Here is a 14511-nt window from a genome sequence, read left to right as displayed (position 1 = left end):
TTAGCCGAAGACCAGCGACTGGTGGGCGCACACGCCCGCAAAGGTGCCACCCGATACCGCAAAGGCGATGTTGTGCATCGAGCGTGCCGCGTCGCCGGCGGCGTAGACGCCGGGTACGGTCGTCTGCTGCCTGTCATCGACTGATATCACCGGGCCGAGAAGGCCTTCCGTGAAGCCGCAGCCAAGCTGTTCGGCAAGCGGGCTGGCCATGGTGTTGCGCGGCGCCGTGAACATCGCCCTGACGCCGGCCTTTCTGCCGTCGTCGAGGTGGACGATCAATCCGCCGGAGCCGTCTTCACGCAGCTCGGTCACATCGGTGGGCTCAAACCGCACCTTTCGACTCTCCAGGGCGCGTATCTGCTCGGAGTCGGGTTCGAACAGGCCGTTGCCGAACAAAGTGACATCGCCCCAATCGGCGATCAGCTGTGCCTGATGCAGGGACATCTGACCGGTTGCGAGCACACCGAGCGGCCCGCCGGAAACTTCGTAGCCGTGGCAATAGGGACAGTGCAGCACGCTCTTTCCCCAGAGCTCGGCAAGTCCGGCCACCTCCGGCAGGATGTCGCGCACGCCGGTGGCCAGCACCAGCCGTGCGGCGCCGAATGTCTCGCCGCCATCGGTGGTGATTTCGAAATCGCTGCTGCCGGCGGCAACGGCCTTGTCCGCGCGCCCGTCGACAACCCTTGCTGTCGGATAGGCCAGCAATTGCCGCCTTGCGTCGTCGAGGATCGCGCCCGGCGCGCGCCCGTCCTGTCCGAGGAAGCCGTGCGAATGCGCGGCAAACCGGTTGCGCGGCTGGCCGGCGTCGATCACCAGCACCTTGCGTCCTGCCCGCGCCACCTGGATGGCGGCGGACAGGCCCGCAAAGCTGCCGCCGACGATGGCAAGATCATACTGCATGGCTGGAGACTCCAACGAGATCAAAACGGCGGCGGAAATCGGCGGTCAGGTCGGCTAGCGTTATGCGGCTCAGCTTCTCCGCCAGCAGCCTTTCGGCGGCGATGCGAAAATCGTCGAGCACGGCGATCACCGCTTGCTCGACGAGGCAGCCGGGGCTTTCCGGCTCAGTGCTGAACGGCAGCAGCGTCTCGCCAAGGGCGACGCTGATCTCGGCCAGGGATATTTTCTCGGGTGCCCGCCCGAGCAGCCAGCCGCCGCCATGCCCGCGTGACGAGGTGACGATGCCGGCATCGCGCAAGCCTGCGATGGTGCGGCGGACCACCACCGGATTGGTGTGGATGAAGGTGGCTAACTGCTCGGAGGTCAGTGCCTGTTCGGGCTTCTCGGCCATGTGGACGAGAATATGCAGGGTCGAGGACAGTCTGCTGTTGCGTTTCATGTAACTTAGTTAGTTACGATTCGAACCGATGTCAAACGTGCCTGCACTCACGCGGTCGCCTATGGGGAGCCTAGGCTGGCAAAAGGGCGAAAACTCATCCGGAAGCAGGCGCCATTCGGCCTGCCGTCGAGGATCTCGATACGCCCGCCATGCAATTGCATGATCTCCTGCACCAGGTTGAGGCCGAGCCCCGCGCCGTGATCCTGCGGGCGCAGCCGGTAGAAGGGCTCGAAGACGCGTTCCCGCTCGCTCAGTGGCACGCCGCCGCCTTCGTCCCGCACTTCGATGACGGCGGGAGCTGTAATGCCGACGGTGATCTTGCCCGAGCGGCCGCCATGCTCGATGGCGTTCTGGACGAGATTGGTCACTGCGCGTTCGATCGCGGTGCGGTCACCGGAGGCGAAAACTGTTTCTGCTTCGGGTTCGAACGACACCTCGTATCCGGCCGAAAACGCCATCGGCGCGAGGTCGACAATGACGCCGCGCGCGATCGCCACGAGGTCCACCTTTTCAAAAGACGCGGCCTGCCGGTCGAGACGCTGCAGGTCGAGCAACTGGTCGGTCAGCGTCGAAAGCCTCGCTGCGTCCTGCAGCAGCCGCGCCCGTTCCGGTGTCGCCGGCAGCGCGGCGAGGCGCGTGTTGAGGATGGCGACCGGTGTTCGCAGTTCATGCGCCGCGTCGGTCAGGAAACGCTTGTGGCGCTCGTAGCCCTTGTCGAGGCGCGATAACGCCGCATTCACCGCCTTCACCAGCGGTGTCACCTCCAAGGGCACGTCCTTCAGCGGCAGCTGCACGCCGCGTTGGTCGACGTCGATGCGCCCGGCCTCGGCCGCCGCATGGCCAAGGCCTGAAAGTGCGCCGCGCACCACCCAGGGCGTCGCGAACAGCGTCGCCAGTGCCATAAGCCCGGCGAGCGGCAGTATCCCTTGTAGGAAAAATTGCGGCGCTTGCCCAAGCAGGCGCATGAGCGAAAGCCCGCCCTTGGTGCCGCTGAAGATCTGGACGTTGCCGGCTGCCGTATCGGTCCAGCGGATCTTTCCTCCGGGTGGCGCGGCTTGCCCGAGGGCCTGGTCGATACGGGCATCGCTGATGGTGTCCAGCAGTCCGACAAAGGGCTGGAAGATGGTCGGCACCGTTCCTTCCTGCAGCCGCTGTCCTTGCTTGTCGCGAATGATGAACCAGAGGTCCGGAACTCCAGATCGCAGCTTTGCCATATCCGCCGTCTCGCTGATGACAAGCTTGCCGCCGGCATCGCGCGCCACCGCATCCGCCAGCACGTCCATCGTGCCGTCCTCATAGTCGTGCGGGATGAGGCCGGTGGCCAGCATGGCGCCAAGAATTCCGACGATGATCAGTGTCAGCATCGCGCATTGCAGCAACGCGATGCGCAGCACCAGGCTCCATTTCAGCGAACGCGGGCGCTTGATGGTCATGTCGTCTCGCGCAAGAGATAGCCGACGCCGCGAATGCCGTTGACCGTCACGCCGCCATCGGCGTCGGCGAGCTTGCGGCGCAGGCGCGAGACGTGGGTGTCGAGCGCGTTGGACTGGATCTCGTCGTCGAGGCCGAACACTGCTTCCATCAGCGCCTCGCGCTGCACCATGCGGCCGGTTCGCCGCATCAGTGCCTCCAGCACCAGGAGTTCGCGGCGCGGCAGGCTGAGCGGCTCGCCGCGGATCGACACCTCGCGATGCCCGACATCGAGCACCAGATGGCCGGCGCGGATGAATTGCGACTGCATCGGCACCGGGCGCCTGAGCAGCGCGCGCAACCGGGCCAGCAATTCCTCGAAGGCGAACGGCTTCGCCAGATAATCGTCCGCACCCATGTTCAGCCCGTCGACCTTGTCCGACGTGTCGCCCTTTGCTGTCAGCATCAGCACGGGCGTGGTGTTCTTCGCTGCGCGCAGTCTGGGCACCAGCGACAGTCCGTCGCCATCCGGCAACTGGCGGTCGAGAAGGATGGCGTCGTAGCTGTCGGCGGCAACGAAGCCCTCCGCTTCGATGAGCGAGCCGGCGTGGTCGACCACCATGTCGTGGCGCTTCAGCGCGGCACGCAAGGCCGAGACCATTTCAGGCTCGTCTTCGACCAGCAAGATACGCATCCGCCATCCTCTTACATAGACCACTGCTCGGGCGCTACAGCGCCAACATTGCGCAAGCATGGCAAATCCTGGCGGCGGGCGTCGACGCGCCCTTTCTTTGCATCTGCCACCTTGCGCAATGTCTATGCAATCCAGTCGCGGCAAACAGCGCCGGTCGGCACGAACCGCCATGCCGGCATCAAGGCGTCGGGCCCGACTATGCAACAGGTTCGGGTCCGGCGCTGAAACGAAATCAAATGGCCGCACCAAACTGATTGTCGCGCTGCTGTCCGGATTGAGGTTAGCTATGTCTGCAAATGATGCTCTGTCTTTTCTCATGGCGTGGACCGTGGCGCCGTTCAGGATCGGCTCCGTCACGCCGTCCAGTTCCAGCCTGGCGGCATTGATGACGCGCGACATCGGTCCCGACACCGGCCCCGTGCTGGAGCTTGGTCCCGGAACCGGCCCCTTCACCCGGGCGCTGCTGGCGCGCGGGGTCAGTGAAGAGGATTTGACGCTGATCGAATCCGATCCGGATTTCGCCGCACTGCTCAAGCGCCGCTTTCCGGCCGCCCGGGTCGTCGAAATGGATGCCGTCGGTCTGCGCCACCTGTCGCTATTCCAGGGGCCGGCGGTCGGCGCCGCCATCAGCGGTCTGCCCTTCCGCCTGATCTCACCGCGCAAGACGCTCGCCATTCTCGACGGGGTTTTCGCTAATCTTCGACCGGGCGGCGCGCTCTATCAGTTCACGCTCGGCCGGCGCTGTCCGTTCGACCAGTCGCTGCTCGATCGGCTCGATCTCGAAGTCACGCGGGTTGGCCACACCTTTCGCAACTTCCCGCCGGCGACGGTCTATCGCATCGCCAGGATCAAAACGCCCAGCATCTATGACTGGCGCTTCGCGTGACGGGGCCGCTGGCGGCCATCCTCGGCTTCGGTCTGTTCGGTGTCTTCTGCCTCGCCTTCACCGAAAAGCTCCTGCCAATCCCGCCCTCGCATGTGCTGCTGCTGTTCCTCGGCATGACGGCGGCGCCGGATGGTTCGACGCTGGCGATCCTGCTGCTGGTGACGACGCTTGCCTCCACCAGCGGCTGCCTGGTCTGGTATGCGGTCGGCCGCCGGATTGGACCTGACCGTGCCGACAGGCTGGTCGAGCACTTCGGCAGATACGTCTTCCTGCGCCATGCGACCTACCGCAAGCTCGGCCAGGCCTACCGCCGCAATCATGTCCGGGTCTCCCTGTTGGCGCAGTTCATCCCGACGGTGCGCAATTACCTGCCGATCGCAGCCGGCGCGCTCTGTCTGCCGGCCTTCCCCTTTGCGGCCGCGACGCTGCTCGGCGCCACGCTCTGGAACGCGGGCTTTCTCACCACCGGCTACCTGCTGCGCGGCAGCGGCCGGGATTCGTTCGCGGTGGGCCTGCGCATCATTGTCATCGTCGTGGCTCTGGAGACGGCATTCATGCTTGCGCTGCGCTACGGCCCCGCATGCCGGCGGCGCATCAAGTTGGCGCTCGACTGAGCGCCAACCCGCCGGTCATGGGATAAGCACGGCCGTCGGCTTTCCTTCCCCGGCGTGCCGGTGTTTAGTCCGGCCATGGCCTTCACCATCCGCCAATTGCAGTTCTTCATCGCCGTTGCCGAGCAAGGCACGGTCTCGGGCGCAGCACAAAACCTCTCGATCTCGCAATCGTCGGTCACCGAAGCGATCAAGGAACTCGAAAGCGATCTCGGCGTTGAACTGTTCGAACGCCATCCGCGCGGCCTCAACATCACCCACAAGGGTCATCAGTTCCTGCGCCACGCCACCAAGATCCTCGCCGACGTTTCCGACGCGCGCCGCTCTTTCTCTGGCGAGCAGGCGGTGGCGGGCGGTCGGCTGCAGCTCGGCGTCACCTCGCTGGTCGCCGGTTATGTGCTGTCGGATCTGCTCGCCCGCTACCGTCGCGCCTATCCTGGTGTCGAGGTCTCGGCCATCGAGGACAATGGCGACTACCTCGAGCATCTCTTGATCGGCGGCAAGCTCGACATTGCTGTCATGGTCACCTCCAATTTGCGCGACCGCACCGCGTTGCAGTCGGAAATCCTCGAAGTCTCGGCCTACCGGCTGTGGCTGCCGCTCGGCCATCCGCTTGCCAGCGCCGACATCATCAGCATCGGCGACATTGCCTCCGAAACGCTGATCATGCTGACTGTCGACGAGATCGAGGAAAACACCGGCAAGCTGCTGACGGCGATCGGCGCCAAGCCGCATGTCGCTTTCCGCACCCGTTCCGTGGAGGCCGTCCGCAGTCTGGTCGCGACCGGCGCCGGTGTGGCGCTGCTGCCCGATCTCGTCTACCGGCCCTGGTCGCTGGAAGGCGACCGCATCGAATCGCGCGATATTTCGGGCTCCTTGCCTGTGGTCCAGGTCGGCATGGTCTGGCGGCGTGGCTCCGGCCTTCCGCAGGCGGCGCGCGATTTCATCGGCCTTGCGCAATCGCAGCGGACGGTCCGTCAGCGTCCCTGAGGCATCGGCTGCCGACCTATCGGAAAAACCGATATCGCCTTTCTGATAAATGAATTTGCGAAACCGGAATTTTCAAAGCACCTTTCGGTCCAGGGACCAAAGCCGCCATCAGAGCGGCATCAAGCCCAACGGACGAACTGACAGTTTTTCAGTCCGCGCGTGCCCCCTAGCGAAGACCGAAACCGGCTTTCGGGGTCAGGCGCCAAATGGGAGATCGACAATGAATTCATTCCTGAAGTCATGCACTGCACTGACGGTCGCGCTGACCTTTTCCGGTCAGGCCGTCGCCCAGGTCAAGGAGCTTGGCAAGGGCGAAGGCCAGGTCAACATCGTTGCCTGGCCGGGCTACATCGAGCGCGGCGAAACCGACAAGGGCTATGACTGGGTAACCTCCTTCGAGAAGGAGACCGGCTGCAAGGTCAACGTCAAGACCGCCAACACCTCCGACGAGATGGTCTCGTTGATGAATGAGGGCGGCTTCGACCTCGTCACCGCTTCGGGCGATGCCTCGCTGCGCCTCGTTGCCGGCAAGCGCGTGCAGCCGATCAACACCGATCTCATCCCAAGCTGGAAGACGGTCGACGAGCGCCTCAAGGACGCGCCATGGTTTACCGTCGGCGGCGCCCACTACGGCGTTCCCTACCAGTGGGGTCCCAACGTCCTGATGTACAACACCGACGTGTTCAAGGAGGCTCCCAAGAGCTGGAGCATCGTCTTCGAGGAAATGAAGCTGCCGGACGGCAAGTCCAACAAGGGCCGCGTCCAGGCCTATGACGGGCCGATCCACATTGCGGATGCCGCCAACTATCTGATGTTCCACAAGCCGGAACTCGGCATCAAGGATCCCTATGAACTGAACGAGGACCAGTACAAGGCGGCGCTCGAATTGTTGCGCGTCCAGCGCACGCTGGTTGGCCGCTACTGGCATGACGCCGCCATCCAGGTCGACGATTTCCAGAACGAAGGCGTCGTCGCTTCCGGCTCGTGGCCGTATCAGGTCAATACGTTGGTCGCCGCCAAGAAGCCGGTCGCGTCCACCATCCCGGAGGAGGGCGCCACCGGTTGGGCCGACACCACCATGATGGAGGCCGACTCGGCCAATCCCAACTGCGCCTATATGTGGATGGAACATTCGCTGTCGCCCAAGGTGCAGGGCGATGTCTCGGCCTGGTTCGGTTCGCTGCCGGTCGTACCCGCCGCCTGCAAGGGCAACGAGCTTTTGACCGACGAGGGCTGCAAGACCAACGGCTACGAGAATTTCGACAAGATCAAGTTCTGGAAGACGCCGGTGTCGAAATGCACCACCCAGAACGATCAGTGCGTGCCCTATTACCGCTGGGTATCTGACTATATCGGCGTCATCGGCGGGCGGTGATTTTTCTTACCCTCCCCCTTGTGGGGAGGGTCGACGCACAGCGTCGGGGTGGGGGCTGCTCGGCATTTTTCGAGGCACCTCCACACGCGGCTTCGCCGCGACCTCCCCACAAGGGGGAGGTAGGACGTCGCGCGATATCAACACATCTAAACCGGCAACAGACTGACAGCCCATGACCTCCGCCGTTTCCTTCCAGAAAGCCTCGCGCCATTTCGGCAGCGTGCGCGCCGTCGACGCGGTCGATCTCGACATCGCGCCGGGCGAATTCTTCGCCATGCTCGGGCCGTCCGGCTCCGGCAAGACCACCTGCCTGCGCCTCATCGCCGGCTTCGAGCAGCCGACATCGGGCTCGATCTCGATCTTCGGCGAACGCGCCGAGGGCGTTCCGCCCTATCGCCGCAACGTCAACACCGTGTTCCAGGACTATGCGCTGTTCCCGCATTTGAACGTGCTCGACAACGTCGCCTACGGGCTGATGGTCAAGGGCGTCGGCAAGGCTCAGCGGCACAAGGCGGCGGAAGAAGCGCTGTCACTGGTGCGGCTGCCCGGCTATGGCGCCCGCCGCCCCGGCCAGCTTTCCGGCGGCCAGCGCCAGCGCGTGGCACTCGCCCGTGCGCTGGTCAACCAGCCAAAGGTGCTGTTGCTCGACGAGCCGCTCGGCGCGCTCGACCTAAAATTGCGCGAGAACATGCAAGAGGAGCTGAAGTCGCTGCAGAAGGCGCTTGGCATCACTTTCGTCTTCGTCACCCACGACCAGGGCGAGGCGCTGTCGATGGCCGACCGCGTCGCCGTCTTCAACGACGGCAAGATCATGCAGATCGGCACGCCGGAGGATATCTACCAGCGGCCGAAGACCCGCTTCGTCGCAGATTTCGTCGGCTCCTCCAACGTGCTGCCGCCGGATTTCGTCCAGCGCTATTCCGGCCAGCATCGCTGGGGCAGCCTCCGCCCTGAATCCATTCGCGTCGGGCGCGCGGCCAGCGGTGAAGGCGTTGCTGCCCGCCTTATCTCGACCAATTATCTCGGCGCCACGACCAAGCTGGCGCTCGACGCCGACGGGCTGCGCCTGCACGCCATCGTACCGGCCGGCACCGCCTTGCCGGCCGAAGGCGAGGCGGTCGTGCTCACCTTCAACCGCGAGCACCTGCATTTGATAGACGAGCCGGCATGAGCCTCGACGCCGCCATGATGCGTGCAACGGCGCCCGCCATCCTGCCGGGCAGCGGCGGCTTGCGCGGCGCGCTGTCGGACCTCTTCTGGCGCAAGCCGAAGGTCCTGCTGCTGCTCATGCTGCTGCCGCCCGTGCTATGGCTGGGCATCGTCTATATCGGCTCGCTGTTTGCGCTGCTGGCGCAGAGCTTTTTCTCCATCGACGAGTTTTCCGGCCTCATCAATCGCGAGTTCACGTTGAAGACCTATGGCGACCTGTTCCAGGCTGCCAATCTCGACATCATCCTGCGCACGGTGACGATGGCGGCCCTGGTCACGCTGGCCTCGGCCGTCATCGCCTTCCCGATCGCCTACTACGCGGCGCGTTATGCGCGCGGCCGCTGGAAGGCGCTGTTCTATCTCGGCATCATGCTGCCGCTGTGGTCGAGCTACCTGGTCAAGATCTACGCCTGGAAGCTGATCCTCGCCAAGGAGGGCATCCTCACCTGGCTGCTCGCCAAGCTGCATCTGTTGTGGCTGCTTGACGCCTGGCTGTCGCTGCCGGTCGTCGGCGGCAATTCGCTGTCGGTGTCGTTCACCGGCACCTTCATCGTCTTCGTCTATGTCTGGCTGCCGTTCATGATCCTCCCCGTGCAGGCGGCGCTCGAGCGTGTACCCGGCAATCTGGTCGAGGCCTCGTCCGATCTCGGTGCTTCACCTGGACAGACCTTTCGCAACGTGCTGTTCCCGCTGGCGTTGCCGGGCATCGTCGCTGGCTCGATCTTCACCTTCTCGCTGACGCTCGGCGACTACATCATCCCGCAGATCATCGGCACCTCGCGTCTGTTCATCGGCCAGGCGGTCTATTCGCAGCAAGGCACCGCCGGCAACATCCCGCTCGCCGCCGCCTTCACCGTGGTGCCGATCGTCATCATGGGCTTCTACCTTTGGGGCGCCAAGCGCATGGGGGCCTTCGATGCGCTCTGATGGTTCCCAGTCGGCTCCGCTCGGCCTGAAGATAGCCGCCGCCTGCGGCCTGCTGTTCCTGCATCTGCCGATCCTCTTGATCTTCGTTTATGCCTTCACCACCGAGGAGAAGAGTTTCGTCTGGCCGCCGCCCGGCCTGACGACGCAATGGTTCGCCGTCACCTGGAACCGGCCGGATGTCTGGCAGGCGCTGTCGCTGTCGGTCAGGGTTGCCGCGATCTCGACCGCAATCGCGCTCGTCCTCGGCACGCTCTGTTCGGCGGCGGTGTCGCGGACAAAATTCTTCGGCCGCGAAACCATCTCGCTGCTGGTCATCCTGCCGATCGCGCTGCCCGGGATCATCACCGGCATCGCGCTGCGCTCGGCCTTTTCGTTGGCCGACATCCCGTTCTCGTTCTGGACGATCGTGCTTGGCCACGCCACTTTCTGCGTGGTCGTCGTCTACAACAACGCCGTCGCCCGTTTCCGCCGCAGCTCCGGTTCGATGATCGAGGCATCGATGGATCTCGGCGCCGACGGTTTTCAGACCTTCCGCCACGTCGTGCTGCCCAACATTGCCACGGCGCTGCTTGCCGGCGGCATGCTGGCCTTCGCGCTGTCCTTCGACGAGGTGATCGTCACCACCTTCACTGCCGGCCAGCAGCAGACGTTGCCGATCTGGATGCTGGAAGAGCTGATCCGCCCGCGCCAACGCCCGGTCACCAATGTCGTCGCCATGGTCGTGGTGCTGGTGACGCTGCTGCCGATCCTTGCCGCCTATTACCTCACCCGCGACGGCGACCAGATCGCTGGTTCGGGCAAATAGATTCCTGAGTTCACAAGGGAGAGATGTCCATGGACACCCAGATGCTGATCGGCTCGAAATTCGAGAAGGGCACCGAAACCGAGGAGCCGATCCTCAATCCAAAGACCGGGGCGACCATCCTCAACCTGCCTGAAGCCAGCCAGGCACAGATCGAGGCGGCGGTCACCGCCGCCGAACAAGCGTTCGTCTTGTGGTCGCGCACCACGCCGGCGCAGCGTTCCGGTTATCTCCTGAAGATCGCCGACCGCATCGAGGCCGACGCGAAGGAGTTCGCGACGCTCGAGGCGCTCAATTGCGGCAAGCCGATCAACGCCGTGCTCAATGACGAGATCCCGGCCATCGTCGATTGCTACCGCTTCTTCGCCGGCGCCGTCCGCTCCATGCCGGGCGTCGTTGCCGGCGAATACATTCCCGGCCACACCTCGATGGTTCGCCGCGACGCCATCGGCATCGTCGCTTCCATCGCGCCGTGGAACTACCCGTTGATGATGATGGCCTGGAAGCTGGCGCCGGCGATCGCCGGCGGCAACACCGTGGTCTTCAAGCCGTCCGAGCAGACACCGCTGACGGCGCTGAAGCTTGCCAAGATCCTGGCGGAAATCCTGCCCGAGGGCGTGGTCAATGTCGTGCTTGGCCGCGGCGACAGCGTCGGCAACACGCTGATCAACCATCCCAAGGTCAACATGATTTCAATCACCGGTGATGTCGCCACCGGCAAGAAGGTGCTGCAGGCTGCTGCCAAGTCAGTCAAGCGCACGCATCTCGAACTCGGCGGCAAGGCGCCGGTCATCGTCTTCGATGACGCCGACCTCGGCGCCGTGGTCAGCGGCCTGCGCGCCTTCGGCTATTACAATGCCGGCCAGGACTGCACCGCCGCTTGCCGCATCTACGCCGGCAAGAAGATCTACGACAAGCTCGTCGCCGATCTCTCGTCGGCCGTCTCGACCATCAAGTACAACCGCCCCGACGACACTGAAAACGAGATCGGTCCGCTGATTTCGCGCCGCCAGCGCGACCGCGTGTCGAGCTTCGTCGAACGCGCCGCGGAACTGAAGCACATCGAGATCACCACCGGCGGCAAGCCGGGCGAGGGCTCCGGTTTCTACTACCAACCGACCGTCGTTGCCGGTGCCCTGCAGGAAGACGAGATCGTGCGCCGTGAAGTGTTCGGGCCTGTCGTCTCCATCACCCGTTTCACGGAGGTCGACGAGGCGGTGAACTGGGCCAACGACAGCGACTACGGCCTTGCATCCTCGGTGTGGACCAAGGACGTATCGCGCGCCATGGCGACGGCCGCCCGCCTGCAATATGGCTGCACCTGGATCAACACCCATTTCATGCTGACCAACGAGATGCCGCATGGCGGATTGAAGCAATCCGGCTACGGCAAGGACATGTCGCTCTACGCGCTGGAGGACTACACCGCCGTCCGGCATGTCATGGTGGCCCACGGCTAGCGTCTTTCTTCTCCCCGTGAACGGGGAGAAGAACGCTGATCACTACTCGACAATGCGATAGATGTTCCACAGGCTGGTGCCCGACACGACATAGGGCTCCATCTCCTTGCCCCATTTGGCATGCGCGTCGATTTTGCCGATCTTGGCGAAGAACGCCTCCAACTGGGCCAGGCTTTCGACCTGGTGATGCGACTCGACCGTCGCCTCACGCGCGCCGATCGAACCGGTCATGATCTGGAATTCCAGCTCGTCGATGCCGACCTGCGAGCCGATCTCGCGTTCCCATTTCTTCAACAGGTCGAGCACGGTCTGCTTGTGTCCGAACTTGGCGTCGATCTGCCATCTGGCGCTGAACATCGTCTTCTCCTCCAGGGGTTAAACAGAGCCCCATTCCGATTCAATCGGGATGGACAGGCCCCGCGGTTGACTACTCGTCCCAGGCCTGCACGACGGTCTGCCGTGCGATCCGCCCGTTCTTCAGCTCCAGCATCGCCGCGCAAAACACCTGGGTGCCGTCCGGATAGGCGCAGGCCTGGGTGAAGGCCAGACTGTCGCCGTCGGCGATGGTGGTGTCGACCTTGTGGGTCATCGCCCGGCTGCAGATATCGTCCCAGAATGTCGTGATCGCAGCGCGCCCACGGATCTCGCGCGGCTTGCTCGGTGGGTTGTTGCGGTCGATCACCCGCACCAGGGCGTCGTCGGCATAGAAGCTCGACAGCATCTTGCCGTCACGGGTTTCGATGGCCTTCTTGATCGCCGCGCCATCCACTGTTTGGGTCTTGGTCAGCATTTCATCCTCCATTGGCCCGTCGACCGGGCAGTTGATGGTCGAGTGCTGCCCGGTGCTCATCGCCGGGCAGTGGTTTTACTGCGACTTCGCCTTGACGGCCGCGAACACGTCGTCGGCCTGCTTCTTGAAGGTCGCGAGATCGACCTGGCTGCCGTTGAGCATCGTCGACCAGTGGCGCACGATCGCAGCCATCGCCACCGCCTCCTTGATCTCCTCGTCGCTGGCGCCATTGAGCTTGGCCGCCTCGGTGTGGAAATAGATGCAGTACTGGCATGGGATCTGCGCCGCGACGGCGAGGCCCAGAAGTTCCTTGGTCTTGCCGTTAAGCGCGGTCTTTGGGTTGACAGCCGCTTCAGGAGGCGGCTGTAGCCTTTCGTCTTCCCACTGCAGGTCGAGATTGGAAATGAAGCCCGGCACGAAGACGAGATCGAACGAACCCTGGCCGACCACCTGATAGGCGATCCGCACATCGCCGCTATGGGCGTATCGGGTCCCGATAGGCCTCACGAGGTTTTCCGCCCGGCCTGACGATTTCTGATCGTCAACCATAGCAGAACAGCGCCGACTGCGGCAGCTTAAACTTAGCGATAGCGAATATAAGCCGGTGCGGCTCGACGACTATTCTTGCGAGGCGGCGACGTCGGCAGGGGAGGGCTCGAGCCCGAGTTTGAGGTCGGCCTCAGCCGGCGTGATCGGTCGTCTGATCCTGGCGGAGGCGGCCACCACCAACTCGTTGAAGTTCTGGGTGCCGTCATCCAGCATCTCGAACAGCTGCCGCCGCATCCTCGGCTCCCAGAACTTGTTGATGTGCTCAGCGACGCCGGCAATGCCTTCCTCGCGCGGCTTGGAATGGAAGAAGTCGGCGATCTGGTTCGCCATGCGCACCAGCTTCTCGCCGGTGCTCATAATGTGTTCTTCGTCATGCGACATGCTTGGCAACTCCGCAAACCACCCGGTCGGGGTGGGTGAAAATATCAAAATCGTCGCCGCGAACCAGCGCCACCAGCGTCAGGCCGGCCTCTTGCGCCGTTCGGATGGCAAGTGCGGTCGGCGCCGAGACGGCGATGATGAAGGCCGAGCCGATAGAAGCCGTCTTCTGCACCATTTCGACCGAAACCCTGGATGTCACCACGACAGCACCGGACGCGCCATCGATGCCGGCTTTGGCCAGCGCGCCGGCCAGCTTGTCGAGCGCATTGTGACGGCCGACATCTTCGCGCGCCATGACAATGCCCTTACCAGGCACATAGAAACCAGCGGCGTGCACCGCCCCGGTCTCGGCGTGAAGCGGCTGCACCTTCGACAAGAGCTTGACCGAGCGGACAATATCATTGGCATCAAGCGTAAGCTTTGACGCACCAACCGCATCGACCGAGCGCATCGCTTCCTCGATCGATTCGATACCGCAGAGCCCGCAGCCGACCGGGCCGGCGAGCCTTCGCCGCCGCGCTTCGAAGCGCGTGTTGGCGGTGTCCTTCAACCGGATCTGGATGTCGATGCCAGCGCCATGGTCCTCGACCTCGATCGCTTCGATCTCGTCCGGTAACGAGATGATGCCTTCGGTCAGCGAGAAGCCGAGCGCGAAATCCTCGAAATCGGCCGGGCTTGCCATCATCACCGCATGCGTGGTGCCGGCAAAGGAGAACGCCACCGGCGTCTCTTCCGGCACCATGCGGTCGGCAGCAGCCGTGCCGCTGGCGCGATGCGCCAAGCGGGAAATTTGGCTGAGAGGCTGGCGGGAGCGTGTCACAAGCCGCCACCGTCTGGTCTGCTGGTTATTTCACTTAGGAAGCGTCGAAGGTTTCTTGCTTCAATTGGCGGTTGCTCTCCCAGGCCATCCCCCACTCCGTCGCTGCTGCGCAGCGCCACCTCTCCCCCTCCGGAGGGAGAGGAAGGGTGCCTCCCGGCAAAGGCTCGCGCCTTTCCTCTCCCCCGTCGATCGGGGGAGAGGTGTCGAGCGAAGCTCGACGGAGTGGGGGTCGACCAACCGTCGAGATTGAAGCTCTTGCTGTCGAATG

At 63.9% G+C, this 14511-nt stretch carries 16 protein-coding genes and 2 pseudogenes; 8 read left to right on the top strand and 10 right to left on the bottom strand.

All coding sequences use genetic code 11. The annotated features are described in order from the left end of the window. From HB777_25985 to HB777_25970, 4 genes are read right to left on the bottom strand one after another with little or no spacing between them, the layout of a single operon-like run. Nucleotides 1-900: an NAD(P)/FAD-dependent oxidoreductase gene (locus HB777_25985; protein ID QND67032.1), complete on the bottom strand. Its 900-nt coding sequence runs from the start codon at nt 898-900 to the stop codon at nt 1-3. Continuing rightward, the gene (locus tag HB777_25980; GenBank protein ID QND67031.1) at nt 890-1339 is read right to left on the bottom strand and encodes an Rrf2 family transcriptional regulator; all 450 of its coding nucleotides are present in this window, start codon (nt 1337-1339) and stop codon (nt 890-892) included. Before HB777_25980 ends, HB777_25985 begins: the two co-directional genes overlap by 11 nt. Nucleotides 1340-1398: 59 nt before the next feature. Then, complete coding sequence (locus HB777_25975; GenBank protein ID QND67030.1) at nt 1399-2772, bottom strand: HAMP domain-containing histidine kinase; 1374 nt, start codon at nt 2770-2772, stop codon at nt 1399-1401. After that, a complete protein-coding gene (locus HB777_25970; GenBank protein QND67029.1) occupies nt 2769-3443 on the bottom strand; it encodes a response regulator transcription factor in 675 nt (224 codons plus the stop codon). Before HB777_25970 ends, HB777_25975 begins: the two co-directional genes overlap by 4 nt. A gap of 286 nt (nt 3444-3729) precedes the next feature. Here HB777_25970 and HB777_25965 point away from each other — a divergent pair, with 286 nt between their 5' ends. The 8 genes from HB777_25965 to HB777_25930 all read left to right on the top strand — a co-directional run bounded on the left by HB777_25965 (nt 3730) and on the right by HB777_25930 (nt 11703). Further along, nucleotides 3730-4329, top strand: coding sequence for a methyltransferase domain-containing protein (locus HB777_25965; GenBank protein ID QND67028.1), 600 nt, complete (start codon nt 3730-3732; stop codon nt 4327-4329). Beyond that, entirely contained in the window at nt 4326-4943 is a 618-nt protein-coding gene (locus tag HB777_25960) for a DedA family protein (protein ID QND67027.1), read from the top strand. Before HB777_25965 ends, HB777_25960 begins: the two co-directional genes overlap by 4 nt. 75 nt (nt 4944-5018) lie before the next feature. Next, nucleotides 5019-5930, top strand: a complete 912-nt coding sequence (locus tag HB777_25955; GenBank protein QND67026.1) for a LysR family transcriptional regulator — start codon at nt 5019-5021, stop codon at nt 5928-5930. A gap of 220 nt (nt 5931-6150) precedes the next feature. Beyond that, nucleotides 6151-7305, top strand: coding sequence for an ABC transporter substrate-binding protein (locus tag HB777_25950; GenBank protein QND67025.1), 1155 nt, complete (start codon nt 6151-6153; stop codon nt 7303-7305). Between the two features lie 172 nt (nt 7306-7477). After that, nucleotides 7478-8476 carry an ABC transporter ATP-binding protein gene (locus tag HB777_25945; GenBank protein ID QND67024.1) on the top strand — a complete coding sequence of 333 codons (999 nt, stop codon included), beginning with the start codon at nt 7478-7480 and terminating at the stop codon, nt 8474-8476. Continuing rightward, nucleotides 8473-9441, top strand: coding sequence for an ABC transporter permease (locus HB777_25940; GenBank protein QND67023.1), 969 nt, complete (start codon nt 8473-8475; stop codon nt 9439-9441). The genes HB777_25945 and HB777_25940 overlap by 4 nt, the downstream gene beginning before the upstream one ends. Then, the gene (locus tag HB777_25935) at nt 9431-10246 is read left to right on the top strand and encodes an ABC transporter permease (protein ID QND67022.1); all 816 of its coding nucleotides are present in this window, start codon (nt 9431-9433) and stop codon (nt 10244-10246) included. The genes HB777_25940 and HB777_25935 overlap by 11 nt, the downstream gene beginning before the upstream one ends. A 29-nt stretch (nt 10247-10275) precedes the next feature. Continuing rightward, nucleotides 10276-11703: a gamma-aminobutyraldehyde dehydrogenase gene (locus HB777_25930; protein QND67021.1), complete on the top strand. Its 1428-nt coding sequence runs from the start codon at nt 10276-10278 to the stop codon at nt 11701-11703. A 42-nt stretch (nt 11704-11745) separates the two neighbouring features. Here HB777_25930 and HB777_25925 read toward each other — a convergent pair whose 3' ends face one another. The 6 genes and pseudogenes from HB777_25925 to fdhD form a co-directional block, all read right to left on the bottom strand. Then, entirely contained in the window at nt 11746-12060 is a 315-nt protein-coding gene (locus HB777_25925) for a hypothetical protein (protein QND67020.1), read from the bottom strand. Between the two features lie 70 nt (nt 12061-12130). Further along, a complete protein-coding gene (locus HB777_25920; protein QND67019.1) occupies nt 12131-12493 on the bottom strand; it encodes a nuclear transport factor 2 family protein in 363 nt (120 codons plus the stop codon). Between the two features lie 75 nt (nt 12494-12568). Next, nucleotides 12569-12838, bottom strand: a pseudogene (locus HB777_25915) (carboxymuconolactone decarboxylase family protein). Then, nucleotides 12835-13000, bottom strand: a pseudogene (locus HB777_25910) (LuxR family transcriptional regulator). Before HB777_25910 ends, HB777_25915 begins: the two co-directional pseudogenes overlap by 4 nt. A gap of 111 nt (nt 13001-13111) precedes the next feature. Beyond that, complete coding sequence (locus tag HB777_25905) at nt 13112-13423, bottom strand: formate dehydrogenase subunit delta (GenBank protein QND67018.1); 312 nt, start codon at nt 13421-13423, stop codon at nt 13112-13114. Continuing rightward, nucleotides 13413-14243, bottom strand: coding sequence for a formate dehydrogenase accessory sulfurtransferase FdhD (gene fdhD, locus HB777_25900; GenBank protein ID QND67017.1), 831 nt, complete (start codon nt 14241-14243; stop codon nt 13413-13415). The genes HB777_25905 and fdhD overlap by 11 nt, the downstream gene beginning before the upstream one ends. Nucleotides 14244-14511 lie beyond the last annotated feature (268 nt).

The sequence above is a fragment of the Mesorhizobium loti genome, from assembly GCA_014189435.1.
Taxonomy (GTDB): Bacteria; Pseudomonadota; Alphaproteobacteria; order Rhizobiales; family Rhizobiaceae; genus Mesorhizobium; species Mesorhizobium loti_G.
The sequence above is the reverse complement of the archived record's forward strand: the minus strand, read 5'-3'. Positions and strand labels throughout refer to the sequence as shown.